The organism is Telluria mixta (assembly GCF_029223865.1).
GTDB lineage: Bacteria > Pseudomonadota > Gammaproteobacteria > Burkholderiales > Burkholderiaceae_D > Telluria > Telluria mixta.
The window spans coordinates 673,929-688,376 of sequence record NZ_CP119520.1 but is presented as its reverse complement, the minus strand read 5'-3'; the positions used below and the strand labels follow the sequence as shown (position 1 = coordinate 688,376).

16 protein-coding genes are annotated in these 14,448 nt (G+C 66.9%); 9 read left to right on the top strand and 7 right to left on the bottom strand.

Annotated elements, in window-relative coordinates:
- Positions 1-28: 28 nt before the first annotated feature.
- From P0M04_RS03020 to P0M04_RS02995, 6 genes are all read left to right on the top strand, one after another.
- Positions 29-1,222 carry a phosphopentomutase gene (locus tag P0M04_RS03020; protein ID WP_259448824.1) on the top strand — a complete coding sequence of 398 codons (1,194 nt, stop codon included), beginning with the start codon at positions 29-31 and terminating at the stop codon, positions 1,220-1,222.
- Positions 1,219-2,175, top strand: coding sequence for a deoxyribose-phosphate aldolase (gene deoC / locus P0M04_RS03015; protein WP_259448825.1), 957 nt, complete (start codon positions 1,219-1,221; stop codon positions 2,173-2,175). The genes P0M04_RS03020 and deoC overlap by 4 nt, the downstream gene beginning before the upstream one ends.
- 11 nt (positions 2,176-2,186) lie before the next feature.
- A complete protein-coding gene (locus P0M04_RS03010; RefSeq protein ID WP_371877277.1) occupies positions 2,187-4,565 on the top strand; it encodes an aldehyde dehydrogenase family protein in 2,379 nt (792 codons plus the stop codon).
- A gap of 147 nt (positions 4,566-4,712) precedes the next feature.
- Positions 4,713-6,017 carry a thymidine phosphorylase gene (gene deoA, locus P0M04_RS03005; RefSeq protein WP_281042446.1) on the top strand — a complete coding sequence of 435 codons (1,305 nt, stop codon included), beginning with the start codon at positions 4,713-4,715 and terminating at the stop codon, positions 6,015-6,017.
- Between the two features lie 115 nt (positions 6,018-6,132).
- Positions 6,133-6,537 carry a cytidine deaminase gene (locus P0M04_RS03000; protein ID WP_259448827.1) on the top strand — a complete coding sequence of 135 codons (405 nt, stop codon included), beginning with the start codon at positions 6,133-6,135 and terminating at the stop codon, positions 6,535-6,537.
- Between the two features lie 114 nt (positions 6,538-6,651).
- Positions 6,652-7,383, top strand: coding sequence for a DUF2076 domain-containing protein (locus tag P0M04_RS02995; RefSeq protein WP_259448828.1), 732 nt, complete (start codon positions 6,652-6,654; stop codon positions 7,381-7,383).
- On the opposite strand, the gene P0M04_RS02990 is transcribed toward P0M04_RS02995, so the two are convergent.
- From P0M04_RS02990 to P0M04_RS02975, 4 genes are read right to left on the bottom strand one after another with little or no spacing between them, the layout of a single operon-like run.
- A complete protein-coding gene (locus P0M04_RS02990; RefSeq protein ID WP_259448829.1) occupies positions 7,384-7,818 on the bottom strand; it encodes a VOC family protein in 435 nt (144 codons plus the stop codon).
- 50 nt (positions 7,819-7,868) lie between these two features.
- Positions 7,869-8,657: a LytR/AlgR family response regulator transcription factor gene (locus P0M04_RS02985; RefSeq protein ID WP_259448830.1), complete on the bottom strand. Its 789-nt coding sequence runs from the start codon at positions 8,655-8,657 to the stop codon at positions 7,869-7,871.
- Entirely contained in the window at positions 8,654-9,544 is an 891-nt protein-coding gene (locus tag P0M04_RS02980) for a sensor histidine kinase (RefSeq protein WP_259448831.1), read from the bottom strand. Before P0M04_RS02980 ends, P0M04_RS02985 begins: the two co-directional genes overlap by 4 nt.
- A gap of 13 nt (positions 9,545-9,557) precedes the next feature.
- Complete coding sequence (locus P0M04_RS02975) at positions 9,558-9,824, bottom strand: hypothetical protein (protein WP_259448832.1); 267 nt, start codon at positions 9,822-9,824, stop codon at positions 9,558-9,560.
- A 180-nt stretch (positions 9,825-10,004) separates the two neighbouring features.
- Here P0M04_RS02975 and P0M04_RS02970 point away from each other — a divergent pair, with 180 nt between their 5' ends.
- The 3 genes from P0M04_RS02970 to P0M04_RS02960 all read left to right on the top strand — a co-directional run bounded on the left by P0M04_RS02970 (position 10,005) and on the right by P0M04_RS02960 (position 11,791).
- A complete protein-coding gene (locus P0M04_RS02970) occupies positions 10,005-10,706 on the top strand; it encodes a helix-turn-helix transcriptional regulator (RefSeq protein WP_307727104.1) in 702 nt (233 codons plus the stop codon).
- 61 nt (positions 10,707-10,767) lie between these two features.
- Positions 10,768-11,112 (top strand): glutathione S-transferase family protein, encoded by a 345-nt coding sequence (locus P0M04_RS02965; RefSeq protein ID WP_259448833.1) that lies wholly within the window; start codon positions 10,768-10,770, stop codon positions 11,110-11,112.
- Between the two features lie 61 nt (positions 11,113-11,173).
- Positions 11,174-11,791 (top strand): glutathione S-transferase family protein, encoded by a 618-nt coding sequence (locus P0M04_RS02960; RefSeq protein ID WP_259448834.1) that lies wholly within the window; start codon positions 11,174-11,176, stop codon positions 11,789-11,791.
- Positions 11,792-11,798: 7 nt separating this feature from the next.
- Here the strand turns inward: P0M04_RS02960 and P0M04_RS02955 are convergent, their stop codons facing one another.
- From P0M04_RS02955 to P0M04_RS02945, 3 genes are read right to left on the bottom strand one after another with little or no spacing between them, the layout of a single operon-like run.
- Positions 11,799-12,350, bottom strand: a complete 552-nt coding sequence (locus P0M04_RS02955) for a GNAT family N-acetyltransferase (RefSeq protein WP_259448835.1) — start codon at positions 12,348-12,350, stop codon at positions 11,799-11,801.
- The gene (locus P0M04_RS02950) at positions 12,338-12,988 is read right to left on the bottom strand and encodes a TetR/AcrR family transcriptional regulator (protein ID WP_259448836.1); all 651 of its coding nucleotides are present in this window, start codon (positions 12,986-12,988) and stop codon (positions 12,338-12,340) included. The genes P0M04_RS02955 and P0M04_RS02950 overlap by 13 nt, the downstream gene beginning before the upstream one ends.
- Entirely contained in the window at positions 12,985-14,436 is a 1,452-nt protein-coding gene (locus P0M04_RS02945; RefSeq protein WP_259448837.1) for an aminotransferase-like domain-containing protein, read from the bottom strand. The genes P0M04_RS02950 and P0M04_RS02945 overlap by 4 nt, the downstream gene beginning before the upstream one ends.
- Between the last annotated feature and the right edge of the window lie 12 nt (positions 14,437-14,448).

The following is a 14,448-nucleotide window of genomic DNA, read 5'->3' as shown; positions in this document are numbered from 1 at the left end:
AACGGAACGGGAATAAGGAAGGGATCACATGTCACGCGCATTCATCCTCCTGCTGGACTCCTTCGGCCTGGGCGCCTTGCCCGACGCCGACAAATACGGCGACGCGGGCGCCAATACCCTCGGCCACATCGCGAAATGGGCCGCGGATGCGGGCAAGCCGATGTCGCTGCCGAATCTGGAACAGATCGGCCTCGGCGCCGCCGCGCACAAAGCCAGCGGCGAATGGCCTGCGGGCTTCGAGAAACGCGATGGTTTCACCGGCGCCTGGAGCGTCGCGCGCGAGCGTTCGACCGGCAAGGACACGCAGAGCGGCCACTGGGAAATCGCCGGCGTGCCCGTGCTGTTCGACTGGGGCTACTTCCCGAAGACGGTGCCCACGTTTCCGCAAGAGTTGACGGATAAACTGGCCGAGATCACGAACGTGCCGGGCTGGCTGGGCAACTGCCACGCGTCCGGCACGACCATCATCACGGAACTGGGCGACGAGCACGTCGCAACCGGCAAACCGATCATCTACACGTCGGCCGACTCCGTGATGCAGATCGCCGCCCACGAAGAGCACTTCGGCCTCGAGCGCCTGTACCAGGTGTGCGAAGCCGCGTATGAACTGGTCAAGCCGTACAACATCGGCCGCGTGATCGCGCGTCCGTTCACGGGCAGCAACGGCAACTACAAGCGCACGAGCAACCGCCACGACTACGCCGTGCCGCCCGTCGCGCCGACCTTGCTGGACCACGTGAAGGATGCCGGCGGCGAAGTCATCGCGCTGGGCAAGATCAGCGACATCTTTGCCGGCCAGGGCGTCACGCAACTCATCAAGGGCGCCGACAACATGGCGCTGTTCGACCGCCTGCTGGAAGTGGCCGACACCGCGCCGGACAAGTCCCTCACGTTCGTGAACTTCGTCGACTTCGACATGCACTTCGGTCACCGCCGCGACGTTGCGGGCTACTCGAACGCGCTGCACGAGCTGGATGCGCGCCTGCCGGACTTCATCGCCAAGCTGAAGGAGGGCGACCTCGTCGTCGTCACGGCGGACCACGGCTGCGACCCGACGTGGCCCGGTTCCGACCACACGCGCGAACACATCCCGATGCTGTTCTTCGGCCCGGCCGCGCCCGCGCGCGAGCTGCCCGTGTCCGACACGTTCTCCGACATCGGCGCCACCCTGGCGCACCACCTCGGCGTCAAACCTACTGCCAACGGAACTGCTTTGCTATGAGCCCGAACCTCGATTTCAAACGTAACACCGCGATCGACCTCGATCTGGGCTGGATCAACCACCTGAAGGTCAACCGCAACGCCGCCGACCGCCGCGCCGCCAGCCTGGCGAACCGCCGCACGGTCAAGAAGGAATACCAGGCCGCGTGGCTGATCCGCGCCATCGAGTGCATCGACCTGACGACCTTGTCCGGCGACGACACCCCGGGCCGCGTCGAGCGCCTGTGCCGCAAGGCGATGCGTCCGCTGCGCGCGGACCTGATGCAGGCGCTGGGCCTGGACTCGCTGACGACCGGCGCCGTGTGCGTGTACCACGAGATGATCCGTCCGGCGGGCGAGATCCTGCAGGGCCGCCTGCCCATCGCGGCCGTGTCGACCGCATTCCCGGCCGGCCTCTCGAGCATGGAAACGAAGGTCCGCGAGATCGAACTGTCCGTGGCCGCCGGCGCCACCGAGATCGACATCGTGATCACGCGCCAGCACGTCCTGACGGGCAACTGGCAGGCGCTGTACGACGAGATGGTCGCGTACCGCCAGGCGTGCGGCGAGGCGCACGTGAAGGCGATCCTCGCGACGGGCGATCTCGTCACGTTAGAGAACGTAGCAAAAGCATCGTGGGTCTGCATGATGGCAGGCGCCGATTTCATCAAGACATCGACCGGCAAGGAAGGTGTGAACGCGACCATTCCCGTGTCGCTGGTGATGGTACGCGCGATCCGCGAGTACTATGAACGCACCGGCTACAAGGTCGGCTACAAGCCGGCCGGGGGTGTGTCCTCCGCCAAGACCGCATTGCAATACCTGACCGTGATGAAGGAAGAGCTGGGCAACGAATGGCTGCAACCGCGCCTGTTCCGCATCGGTGCCTCCAGCCTCCTGACCGACATCGAGCGCCAGCTCGAGCATTACGTCACCGGCAGCTATTCCGCTGCCCATCGTCACGCGCAACCTTGATCGGACCTGTCATGCCCACTATTAAAGAGATTCTGCAAACTATGGATTACGGCCCCGCACCCGAGAGCACCAAGGAAGCGCAAGCGTGGCTGGAATCGCATGGCCGCCGTTTCGGCCTGTTCGTCGACGGTAACTGGACCGATGCGGTCGAGACCTTTGGGTCGTTCAACCCGGCCGACGGCAGCGAACTGGCGCAGGTGACGCAGGCGAGCCAGGCCGACATCGACCGCGCCGTGGACGCCGCGCGCCGCGCGCAGCCGGGCTGGGTCGCCCTCGGCGGCCACGGCCGCGCAAAAGTCCTGTATTCGCTGGCGCGCCTGCTGCAAAAGCACGCGCGCCTGTTCGCCGTGCTCGAGACGCTGGACAATGGCAAGACGATCCGCGAAACGCGCGACGCCGACCTGCCGCTGGCCGCACGTCATTTCTATCACCACGCCGGCTGGGCCCAGCTGCAGTCGGAAGAATTCGCGGACTACCGCGCCGTCGGTGTCGTCGGCCAGATCGTGCCGTGGAACTTCCCGCTGCTGATGCTGGCGTGGAAAATCGCGCCGGCGCTCGCCGCCGGCAACACCGTCGTGTTCAAGCCGGCCGAGTACACGTCGCTGACCGCCTTGCTGTTCGCCGAGATCTGCCAGCAGGCGGGCGTGCCGGCGGGTGTCGTCAACATCGTCACGGGCGATGGCCGCGTGGGCGAGGCGATCGTGAATCACCCGGGCATCGACAAGCTGGCGTTCACCGGCTCGACGGAAGTGGGCCGCATCATCCGCAAGGCCACGGCCGGTACCGGTAAAAAACTGTCGCTGGAACTGGGCGGCAAGTCGCCGTTCATCGTGTTCGACGACGCCGACCTGGATGCGGCCGTCGAAGGCCTCGTCGACTCGATCTGGTTCAACCAGGGCCAGGTCTGCTGCGCCGGTTCGCGCCTGCTCGTGCAGGAAAGCGTGTACCCGCGCTTCATCGAGAAGGTCAAGGCGCGCATGCAGAACCTGCGCGTCGGTTCGCCGCTCGATAAATCGAACGACATCGGCGCCCTCGTCGACCCGGTGCAGCAGCAGCGCATCCACGGCCTCGTGGAAGCCGCGCGTGCCGAAGGCTGCGAGATCTGGCAACCTGCCGGCGAGACGCCGGTCGCCGGCTCGTGGTATCTGCCGACCCTGATCACGGGCGCGTCGACGTCGGCCACCGTGGCGCAGACCGAGATCTTCGGCCCCGTGCTCGTCGCATCGAGCTTCCGCACGCCGGGCGAAGCCGTCCAGCTCGCGAACAACACCGTGTACGGCCTCGCGGCCTGCGTGTGGAGCGAATCGATCAGCCTCGCGCTGGACGTCGCCCCGCAGATCAAGGCCGGCGTCGTGTGGATCAACACGGCGAACCAGTTCGATGCCGCATGCGGCTTCGGCGGCTACAAGGAATCCGGCTTCGGCCGTGAGGGCGGCAAGGAGGGCATGACGGAATACCTGACGCCGCTGGCGGAAGATGCGCGTCCGGCCGCACCAATCGTCGCCGAAAAAGGTAAAGTGAAACTGGCGGGCGGCGACAGCCCGTTCGCGGTCGACCGCACGGCAAAGCTGTACATCGGCGGCAAGCAGGCGCGCCCTGACGGCGCGTACAGCCGCGCGATCCACGGCACCAATGGCGAGTTCCTGGCCGACGTGGGCGAGGGCAACCGCAAGGACATCCGCAACGCCGTCGAGGCCGCGCACAAGGCGTCCGGCTGGGCGAAGGCGACCGCGCACAACCGCGCGCAGGTGCTGTACTACATCGCCGAGAACCTGGCGATCCGCGCCGACGAATTTACGGCACGCATCGCCGCGCAGACCGGATCGAAAGATGCGGCACGCGAAGTGCAGGCATCGATCGAGCGCCTGTTCTACTGGGCCGCATGGGCCGACAAGTACGACGGCCTTGCGCACCAGCCGCCGATGCACGGCATCACCGTCGCGCTGAACGAACCGGTGGGCGTGATCGGCATCGTGTGCCCGAACGAGAACCCGCTGCTGGGCTTCATCTCGCTCGTGGCGCCGGCGCTGGCGCTGGGCAACCGCGTCGTCGCGGTGCCGTCGGAAGCGCATCCGCTGTCCGCGCTGGACCTGTACCAGGTGCTCGATACGTCCGACCTGCCGGGCGGCGCGCTGAACATCGTCACGGGCAGCCACGACGAACTGGCGCGCACCCTGGCATCGCACTTCGACGTGGATGCCGTGTGGCGCCACGACGGGTCGGCGGAAGGCTGCGCGGAAGTCGAGCGCCTGTCGGCGGAATCGCTGAAGCGCACGTGGACCGGCGGCGCGAAAGGGCGCGACTGGTTCGATGCGAAGCAGGCGGGTGGGCGTGCGGTGCTGCAGCATGCGAGCCAAGTAAAAAATGTGTGGATTCCCTACGGCGTTTAAGGCCCGGAACCCAAACCCGTCATTCCCGCGCAGGCGGGAATCCAAGTTTTTAGCGCTGTGCAAGCGTAATTGGGTTCCCGCCTGCGCGGGAACGACGTTTTGAAGACAGTATCCAAAACGGGATAAACCTATGTTCCTCCCCAAGAAATCGTCCGTAAAAAACGCGATGGCGGCACCCTGAGCGCAGAAGAGATCCGCTTCTTCGTGCGCGGCATTCCGGACGGCAGCGTCACCGAAGGCCAGATCGCCGCACTCGCGATGGCCGTCTACTTCAACGACATGACGATGGACGAGCGCGTCGCGTTCACGCTCGCGATGCGCGATTCCGGCCAGGTCATGGAGTGGAAGTCGCTGAACCTGCCCGGCCCCGTGGTCGACAAGCACTCGACGGGTGGCGTCGGCGACGTCGTGTCGCTGATGCTCGGCCCGATGATCGCCGCATGCGGCGGCTTCGTGCCGATGATCTCCGGCCGCGGCCTGGGCCACACGGGCGGTACGCTCGATAAATTCGATTCGATTCCCGGCTATTGCACCGTGCCGGATCCGGAACTGTTCCGCAAGGTCGTCAAGGACATCGGCGTCGCCATCATCGGCCAGACCGCGCAGCTGGCGCCGGCCGACAAGCGTTTCTACAGCATCCGCGACACGACGGCGACCGTGGAATCCGTCGCCATGATCACGGGCTCGATCCTGTCGAAGAAGCTGGCGGCGGGCCTGGATGCCCTCGTCATGGACGTCAAGGCCGGCAGCGGCGCGTTCATGCCGACGTATGAAAAATCCGTCGAGCTGGCGGAGTCCATCGTCCACGTCGGCAACGGCGCGGGCACGCGCACGTCGGCGATCCTTACCGGCATGAACGAGTCGCTGTGCCCGGCGGCCGGCAATGCCGTCGAGGTGCGCGTGGCGATCGACTACCTGACGGGTAAATCGCGCCCGGCACGCCTGCACGAAGTGACGATGGCGCTGTGCGCCGAGATGCTCGTCATCTCCGGCCTCGCAGCCACCGACGAGGCAGCGCGCGCAAAACTGCAGCATGCGCTGGATTCGGGCGAAGCGGCCGAGCGGTTCGCGCGCATGGTCAAGGCACTGGGCGGTCCGGCCGACCTGATGGACAATCCGGACGCGCACCTTGTCAAGGCACCGATCGTCGTACCCGTACCGGCACTGGAATCGGGTTATGCGTACGCGACGGATTGCCGCGGCCTGGGCCTGGCCGTCGTCGGCCTGGGCGGCGGTCGCATCCGTCCGCAGGACCCGATCGACTTCGCCGTCGGCCTCACGGACCTCGTCGAGCTGGGCACGAAGCTGGACGCGGGCCAGCCGCTGGCGCTCGTCCACGCGCGTACGCAGGACGCCGCGGAACGTGCCGTGCGGGAAGTGCAGGCGGCGTACCGCATCGCTTCGGAACAGCCGGCTGCGCAGCCGATGATCTACAAAACCATTCGCCCTTAATCGACGGCATTTGCGCGTCGCTCCCGCGCAGGCGGGAGCCTAATTTTCTGGCGTCTCGACAGCGCAAGCAAAGTGGGTCCCCGCCTTCGCGGGGACGACGTTCCTGGGAGTCCCCATGAAATACGAAAAATTGATCGACGAGGCCCGCGCCGCGCGCGACGTGGCCTACACGCCGTACTCGCGCTTCAAGGTCGGGGCCGCGCTCGAGACGAAGGACGGCCGCGTGTTCCGCGGCTGTAACGTCGAAAACGCGTCCTACGGCCTGTGCAACTGCGCCGAGCGCACGGCGTTCTTTTCCGCGATCGCCCACGGCTACGTGCCGGGCGACTTCGCGGCGCTGGCCGTGATCGGCGACACGGACGGCCCCATCGCCCCATGCGGCGCCTGCCGCCAGGTGATCCTGGAACTGGGCGGCAACGACCTGGCCGTCGTGCTGACGAACCTGAGGGGCGACGTGATGGAGACGACCGCGGCCGCGCAGTTGCCGAACGCGTTCGGCGGGCGCGACCTCCAGAAGTAAGGCGCCGCACGGTTCAGCGCCGTTTAAGGCAATCTTGCCCGGATGCTGTCAAACTTGAATTCAAGGACAGGCCCACAACATGTGGGCTATCCGACATTTCAAGGAGCAGACGTCATGAGCCCGCAAGATTCGCAGATGTTGCACGATTTCCTGAGCCAGTTGACCCAGGCCCGCGGCATCCAGAAAGACCCGGAAGCGGATGCCCTGATCCAGCGCGCCGTGGCCCAGCAGCCCGATGCCGCCTACCTGCTGGTGCAAAGGGCGTTGCTGCTCGAACAGGCGCTGAACAATGCCAAGGACCGCATCGCCGGGCTGGAAAGCCAGGTACGTTCCGGTCAGCAAGGTGGTGACGGCGGTAAATTCCTCGACGCAAATTCCTGGGGCAATAGCGGCAGGACGCAGCCGGCCCAGTCGTACCAGCGCGATACCCAGCAGCCGTACCAATCCCAACCGCAAAATCAGCCGCAGTATCAGCAGCCGCAGTATCAGTCGGCACCGTCGTCGGGCTTCCTGCGCGGCGGCTTCGGCGGCACGCTCGGCTCGATCGCCGCGACGGCAGCCGGTGTCGCGGCCGGCGGCTTCCTCTTCCAGGGCCTGGAAAACATGTTCGGCCATCACGACCACGGCGGCAACCACTTGCTGAACAGCGATGATCCGAGCAACAACCTATTCAGCGACCAGTCCGGCAGCTCGCTGGCCGACCAGGCGGGGCTGGGCGACGTGGACAAGGTGCTGGACAATGGCTCGTCGGAAGGGTTGTTCGACAGCAGTGTCGACAACGGGAGTATCGACGGCGGGCAGGGCTTTTTCGACGGGGACGGGTCGGACGAAGGCCTGTTCAGCTGATCAGGAATTCGTCAGGAACAAGTCTTCCGGCTTCCACGGATCGTACGTCCCCACGTTCCACACATGGCCTTCGGGGTCGCGGCACATGAAGCCGCGGCTCCCGAATTCCGTGTCGGCCGGTTCCTGCAGGATGATGGCGCCGGCATTGCGCGCACGCTCGCACACGCGGTCGGCGTCGTTCACCTGCAGGTAGACGGTCTGCGTCTGGCGGCCCTTGATCTCGTCCGGCTGTACGAGCACCTTGCCGTACTCTCCCTCGTCGCTGACCGAGCCCAGCATGATCATGCCGTCGCCCAAGGTCAGTTGCGCGTGGGCGATGGCGCCGTCGTTTCCCGGCACCGCGACCTGGCAGGCGAAGCCGAAGACTTCGCACAGCCAGTCGATGGCGGCCGGGGTGTCGCGGTAGCGCAGGCAGGGGATGGCGCTCGAGGGCATGATGGGCTCCTGTCGGGTGGAGCCCTCATGCTAACAGGCGCACGATTGAATCACATCTGCTGGAACAGATAGCTATGGTTGCGGCTGACCTCCAGCTCGCCCGGGTAGCCGCGCACCTTCAGCATCTGGCGCCCGCGCAAATCGCGCTTGACCTCGGCGATGGCGTCCACGCGCACGAGCGTCGAGCGGTGGATGCGCCAGAACTCGTCCGGGTCCAGCTCGTCCAGTAATTCCTTCAATGTCTTGCGGATCAGAAATTCGGCGGCGGCCGTCTGCACCCGCGTGTATTTTTCGTCCGACTGGAAGAACAGGATCTCGCGCGTGCTCACCATGCGCAGGCTGGCGCCGACCTGGGCCTGGATCCAGCGCAGATAGGTCGGCTTTTCCGGCTTGCCCTTGTTCTCCAGCAGGGAGGTCAGTTTCGCCAGTTGCTGCCCGATGTCCTGCGGCGGCGCCGCCTCCGCGGTCGCATTCTTGCGCATCCGCGCCTGCAGCCGCGCGCACGTGGTCGCGAGGCGTTCCGCCGACACGGGTTTCAGCAGGTAGTCGAGGGCGCCCTGTTCGAAGGCGTCCAGCGCGTACTGGTCGTAGGCTGTCGCGAACACGATGTGCGACCGTTCGTACAGCCGCCGCGCCGCCTCGATGCCGGACAGGCCCGGCATGCGGATGTCGAGGAAGACGATGTCGGGCCGGAATTTCTCTCCCAGTTCGACGGCTTCCACGCCGTTCGCCGCCTCGGCGACGATCTGCAGGTCCGGCCACGCCTGCTGCAGGCGCGAACGCAGCAGGTCGCGCATCGGGGCTTCGTCGTCGGCGATCAGTGCAGTCAGCGGTTTCACGCGTCCTCCATCATCTTGTAAGGCAGCCGGATCGTGGCGCAGGCGCCGCCGCCCGGCGGGGTCGAGATGTCCAGCGCGGCCTCGGCGCCGTACAGCAGTTGCAGGCGCTCGCGGATGTTTGCGAGGCCGACGCCGTCGTCCGCGTGCGGGTCGATGCCGACGCCATCGTCGCACACTTCCACGTGCAGGTCAGCCCCCACCACGAGGGCACGCACGGCGACGGTGCCGCCTTCGATCTTCGGTTCCAGGCCGTGCTTGATGGCGTTCTCGATCAGGGTCTGCAGCATCATCGGCGGGAAGGGGGTGCTGCCGAGGAAGTCGGGCACGTCGAAGCGCACCTGCAGCCGTTCCTTCATCCGCGCCTGCATGATGGCCAGATAGGCGCGCGACAGCTCGACCTGCTTCCCGAGCGTGGCGCCGCCGCGCTGGCGCATCTGCGGCAGCGTCGAGCGCAGGTAGTCGATCAGGTGGGCGTGCACGCGCGCCGCTTCCTTCGGGTCCGTCTCGATCAGCTGGCCGATCAGGGCGAGCGTGTTGAACAGGAAGTGCGGTTCCACCTGGGCCTGCAGCGCGGCCATCTGCGCCTCCATCAGGCGCCGTTCCAGGGTCGCGACATTGGCCTGCGTGGTCGCTTCGCGCGCCATCAGCTCGGCCTTGCGCTTGCCGCCCGCCAGCACCTTGACGGCGAACGAGATGAAGATGTACCAGACCCCCGGTTCGGGCGTGTGCACCATCCCGAAGAAGATCATCACGAAGAACCACGTGAGGAACAGCTGGCGCCATTCGACGACGGCGAGCCAGTCGAAGAAGCGCCACCACACCTTGCTGGCTTCTTGGAGGGCGTCGCGTACGAAATCGAGTACGCGGTTGATGTCGCTGGCGCGCATGATGCTCTCCTGCTTATTGCTTGCCGTAGTGCTCGCGGTGTGTGCGGCGGTGGTCGACGACGAAGGCGCCGACGATCACCTTGATGCCCATGAACAGGACGAACAGGAACAACGCGAGCGGCAGCACGCTGATCACGAAGGCGAGGGCGATGCAGCAGGCCAGCATCGCGGGCCACGGCATCACGGCGATGGCGCGCACGGCGCGGCGGCAGGCGGCGACGATGTCGCGGGCGAAGTCTTCCAGCGTGGCGCCGAAACTGCGGTGGTAGGTCCTGGTCATGATGACTCCTTGCGGTGGGAACTTGTTTCGATGGAGTCACTCTACATCCCTGCAGGCATCGTGACCACGGGGTGCCGACGAACTGCCGAAAATGCGGGATGACTGGTCGTGCGGCCGGATGGACGGGGGCGTCTGGACCCCGCCGGTCCGGCGTAATATGATGTCGCCCATGAAACTTTTATGCCTGCCATGAGCCGCACCGGACGCCTGTTCCAGCTGATGGACGCCCTGCGCGGCCACCGCCGCCCCGTGACGGCCAGCGCCCTGGCCGAACGCCTCGGCGTGTCGGAACGCACCATCTACCGCGACATCCAGACGCTCGTGCAATTGGGCGCGCCCGTCGACGGCTCGGCGGGCGTCGGCTACGTCCTGCGCACGGGGTTTTTCCTGCCGCCGCTGATGTTCGACGCCGACGAGCTGGAAGCCCTCGTGCTGGGCGCGCGCTGGGTGCGCCAGCAGGGCGATCCGGCGCTGTCCGACGCGGCCGACCGCTCGCTGGCCAAGATCGCGACGGCCACGCCGCGCGACCTGCGCGACCACATGGCCGAGACGAGCCTGTGGGTGCCGGCGTTTCCGGAAGCGGTGCCGGTCGAGGTGTTCATCCAGCCGGCGCGCGAGGCGATCCGGCGCCAGTGCAAGCTGCGCATCGCCTACCGCGACGAGCGCGACACGGCGACCGAGCGCATCGTGTGGCCGTTCGCGCTCGCGTTCTTCGAGGGCAAGCGGGTGATGGCGGCATGGTGCGAACTGCGCGACGCGATCCGCCACTTCCGCGTCGACCGCATCGTCCGGGCCGAACCGATCACGGAGCGCTATCCGTCGCCGCGCCACCAGTTGCTGCGGCAGTGGCGCAAGCTGTACGACATTCCCGAATACTCCTGACAAAACCTGTCACTACCCGGCCTTAGCATTGTCACATCGACCACCCAGCCAGGAGACGGCAATGCAGCTCTACCACCACCCCTTTTCACCCAGCGCGCGCCGCGTGCGGATGGCCGCGGACCACCTCGGCGTCGCGCTCGACCTCGTCGAGATCAACCTGGCCAGCCAGGACGACCGGCGCCGCCTGGAGGAACTCAACGCCAACAGCAGGGTGCCCGTGCTGGTCGACGGCGCCCTCGTCCTGTCGGAGTCGTGCGCGATCATGCAATACCTGGCCGACCGCACGCCGGGCCAGGCCGTGTATTCGCAGGACTGGGCGGCGCGGGCCGACGTGAACCGCTCGACGACTATCCCCACCTGCTGGCGTGGTTCGCGCGCGTGCGGGAACTGCCGGCGTGGCTCCTGACAGAATCTGTCAGTGCCCGGTTTTAACATTGTTACATCAACCAACCCACCAGGAGACGGCCATGCAGCTCTACTACAACCACTACTCGTCCAACACCCGCCGCGTGCTGCTGGCGGCCGACCATCTCGGCATCGACTTCGATCTCATCCAGATCAACCTGGCCAGCCAGGACGACCGCCGCCGCCTCGGCGAAGTCAATCCGAACGCCAAGCTGCCCGTGCTGATCGACGGCGACTTCATCCTGTGGGAATCGTGCGCGATCATGCAATACCTGGCCGAGGGTACGCCCGGCCAGACCGTGTGGCCGCAGGAGCGCCGGGCACGGGCGGACGTGAGCCGCTGGATGTTCTGGGCGTGCCAGCATTTTGCCCCGGCCATCGGCGTGTTCACGTGGGAATACCTCTGGAAGAAATTTGTCACGGGCCAGGACGCCGATCCGAAGGAAGTGGCGCGCGGCGAAGCCGACCTGGCCGAGGCGGCCCGCGTGCTGGACCAGCACCTCGCGACGCGCCGCTGGCTCGCCGGCGACGGCGTGACCCTGGCCGACTACGCCGTCGCGGCGCCGCTCATGTACAAGGACCGGGCGCACCTGCCGCTGGATGCGTATCCGCACCTGCTGGCCTGGTTCGAGCGCATCCAGGCGTTGCCGGCGTGGCAGCGCACGGCGCACGAGTGGTGATCGCCTCTCAACCCTTCCAGTGCCGGCGCAGCAGGCCGTAGTACACCGTATCGGCCGGCTCGCCCTGCACGATCCAGCGCTCGGGCATATAGCCTTCCTTTTGAAACCCGAGCTTTTCCAGCACCCGCGCGGACGCCCCGTTGCGCGGGTCGACGTCGGCCTCGATGCGGTTCAGGTCGAGCGTGGCAAACCCGTAGGCCAGCAGCGCGCGCAGCGCCTCGCTGACGTAGCCGCCGCCCCAGTGGGCGCGCGCCAGCGCGTAGCCCATTTCGCAGCGCCGGCTCGTGTCGACGAAGCGGTGCAGGCTCACGTTGCCGATCAGTTCTCCCGTGTCGATCAATTCGACGCCCAGGCGCATGCCGCTGCCGTCCGCATACGCGGCCTGCGTGGCGGCGATGTGCTCGCGCGACTGCTCCAGCGACGTCCACGGACCGCTGCTCCAGAAGCGCGCCACTTCCGGATCGGAGAATACGGCGTAGTGCGCGTCGGCGTCGCGCTCAGTCATCCAGCGCAGTTTCAGGCGGGGCGTGAACAGTTCGATGGGGCTCAGGGTGGGCATGTGTTCTCCTGGAGGCCGACGGCGGCGAGGACCATGCCCGTGATCAGGCGCTCGGCGTCGTCGAAGTCGGATGGTTGCAGTTGTTCGCGGTCGAGCACGAGGGTCATCTGGGCGGCGAAGTCGGCGTACGACTGCGTCATCGCCCAGACGGCGAACAGCAGATGGGTGGCGTTGACGGGCGCGATCTTTCCTTCCGCGATCCAGCGCTCGAACACGGCGATGTCGGCGCGCAGCAGCGGGATCACGCGGCGGCGGATCTGGTCGGCGTACAGCTTGGCGCCGCCGATCACTTCCATCGCATACACGCGCGACGCGAGCGGCTGCTCGCGCGAGAACGTCAGTTTCGCGCGCACGTAGGCGCGCAGGACGTCGCCCGGGTCCTTGCCCGGATCGGCCAGGCTGGCCATGCGCGCGAGCCAGTCGTCCAGCACGTTGTCGAGCACGCGCTGGTACAAGGCCTGCTTGGTCGGGAAGTAGTACATCAGGTTCTGCTTCGACAGGCCCGCGCGCTCGGCGACGGTGGCGATCGACGTGCCTTCGTAGCCGCATTCGGCGAACTGGCGCACGGCTTCGCCGAGGATGGCCGTTTCCACCTTGTCGCGGTGGCTCACGCGGTGTTTGGAGGGGACGGTGGTCATGATTGTTCTCCTCGGATCGAACGCAGGAAGTCGAGCAGGGCCCGCTCGTGGGCATAGGCGACGTTGAAGCGGAACCAGGCGGTATCGGGCGGGCGCAGCGCGAAGAATTCGCCCGGCGCCAGCAGGATGCTCGCGCGCAGCGCCCGCTCGGCGATGGCGCGGCCGCTCGGTCCCTTGTCGGGCAACCCCGCGCTGACGAACATGCCGCCGCGCGGCCGGGCCAGCGGCACGAGGCCCGCGTCGCCGAGGCGCTCCAGCGCCAGCTCGCGCGCGTCGTCCAGTTGCAGCACGAGGCGCTCGACCTGCTTGCGGTACGCGCGGCTGCTGACGGCATCGTATACGGCGCGCTCGTTCACCTCGGACGTCGTCAGGCCCGTGAGCATCTTGACCCGCACCAGTTCCGGCATCAACGAGCCCGACGCGCAGATCGACCCCACGCGCAGCACGGGCGACAGGGTCTTGGAAAAGCTGCCGATGCGGATCACGCGGCGCAGCCCGTCCATCGCCGCCAGCGACGAGTCGCCGCGCGCCGCGAGTTCGCGGTAGATGTCGTCTTCGACGAGCCAGAAATCGTATTGTTCGGACAGCGCCAGCAGCCGGTGCGCCTGCGCCTGCGACAGCGACGTGCCGAGGGGATTCTGCAGCACCGTGTTGACGAACATGAGCTTCGGCTGGCGTGCCTGGGCTTCGCGGGCGAGGACTTCCATGTCCAGGCCGTGCGCACCGCGCGGGATGCCGACGGGGACGCAACCGTGATGGCGCACGAGCGCGAGCAGGTTGCCGTAGCCGGGATCCTCGACGAACACGACGTCGCCCGGCCGCGTGAGCGTGCGCAGCACGAGGTCGAACGCATGCGTGGCGCCGTGCGTGAGCAGGATCTGTTCCGGTTCAACCGCGAACAGGTCGGCCGACAGCGTCGTGGCGAGATGCTGGCGCAGGCTGGGAAAGCCGAGCGGGTGGCCGTAGCCGCGCAGGCGGCCGGCCGGGATCTTCATCGCATGGCGCACGGCGTCCAAGATCGTCGATTCGCCATACCACTCGGGCGGCAGCCAGCCGGCGCCGACGGGCAGCGCGTCCGTCTGGCCGGAATAGAGGTCGGGCGTGAGCGTGTCGACGACGAGGGCGGCCGCCGGCAGATACGTGGGCAAATACGTCTGCTGCGCCGGTGCCTCCGCGCCGCGCGCGACGAAAAAGCCCGAGCCGCGCCGCGACGACAGCAGGCCCAGGTGCAGCAGGCGGTCGTACGACTCGACGACCGTGAAGGTGCTGACGCCGTTCGTTTTTGCGAATTGTCGAACGGACGGCATCTTGGTCCCGGCGGGCAGCGTGCGCCGATTTACCATCTCGGCGATGGCCGCGACGATCTGGTCGACCAGGCTGCCGCGGCGCTGGCGGTCGATCGCCAGCACCGGCCATCCCTCGCTTTCGCTCTTTTCGGTTGGTTCCATGCCACTCCATTG

Coding starts and splice junctions, on each gene's coding strand:
- P0M04_RS03020 (WP_259448824.1), top strand. CDS start 29: ATGTCACGCGCATTCATCCTCCTGCTGGACTCCTTCGGCCTGGGCGCC.
- deoC (WP_259448825.1), top strand. CDS start 1,219: ATGAGCCCGAACCTCGATTTCAAACGTAACACCGCGATCGACCTCGAT.
- P0M04_RS03010 (WP_371877277.1), top strand. CDS start 2,187: ATGCCCACTATTAAAGAGATTCTGCAAACTATGGATTACGGCCCCGCA.
- P0M04_RS03000 (WP_259448827.1), top strand. CDS start 6,133: ATGAAATACGAAAAATTGATCGACGAGGCCCGCGCCGCGCGCGACGTG.
- P0M04_RS02995 (WP_259448828.1), top strand. CDS start 6,652: ATGAGCCCGCAAGATTCGCAGATGTTGCACGATTTCCTGAGCCAGTTG.
- P0M04_RS02990 (WP_259448829.1), bottom strand. CDS start 7,818: ATGCCCTCGAGCGCCATCCCCTGCCTGCGCTACCGCGACACCCCGGCC.
- P0M04_RS02980 (WP_259448831.1), bottom strand. CDS start 9,544: ATGCGCGCCAGCGACATCAACCGCGTACTCGATTTCGTACGCGACGCC.
- P0M04_RS02975 (WP_259448832.1), bottom strand. CDS start 9,824: ATGACCAGGACCTACCACCGCAGTTTCGGCGCCACGCTGGAAGACTTC.
- P0M04_RS02970 (WP_307727104.1), top strand. CDS start 10,005: ATGCCTGCCATGAGCCGCACCGGACGCCTGTTCCAGCTGATGGACGCC.
- P0M04_RS02965 (WP_259448833.1), top strand. CDS start 10,768: ATGCAGCTCTACCACCACCCCTTTTCACCCAGCGCGCGCCGCGTGCGG.
- P0M04_RS02960 (WP_259448834.1), top strand. CDS start 11,174: ATGCAGCTCTACTACAACCACTACTCGTCCAACACCCGCCGCGTGCTG.
- P0M04_RS02955 (WP_259448835.1), bottom strand. CDS start 12,350: ATGCCCACCCTGAGCCCCATCGAACTGTTCACGCCCCGCCTGAAACTG.
- P0M04_RS02950 (WP_259448836.1), bottom strand. CDS start 12,988: ATGACCACCGTCCCCTCCAAACACCGCGTGAGCCACCGCGACAAGGTG.
- P0M04_RS02945 (WP_259448837.1), bottom strand. CDS start 14,436: ATGGAACCAACCGAAAAGAGCGAAAGCGAGGGATGGCCGGTGCTGGCG.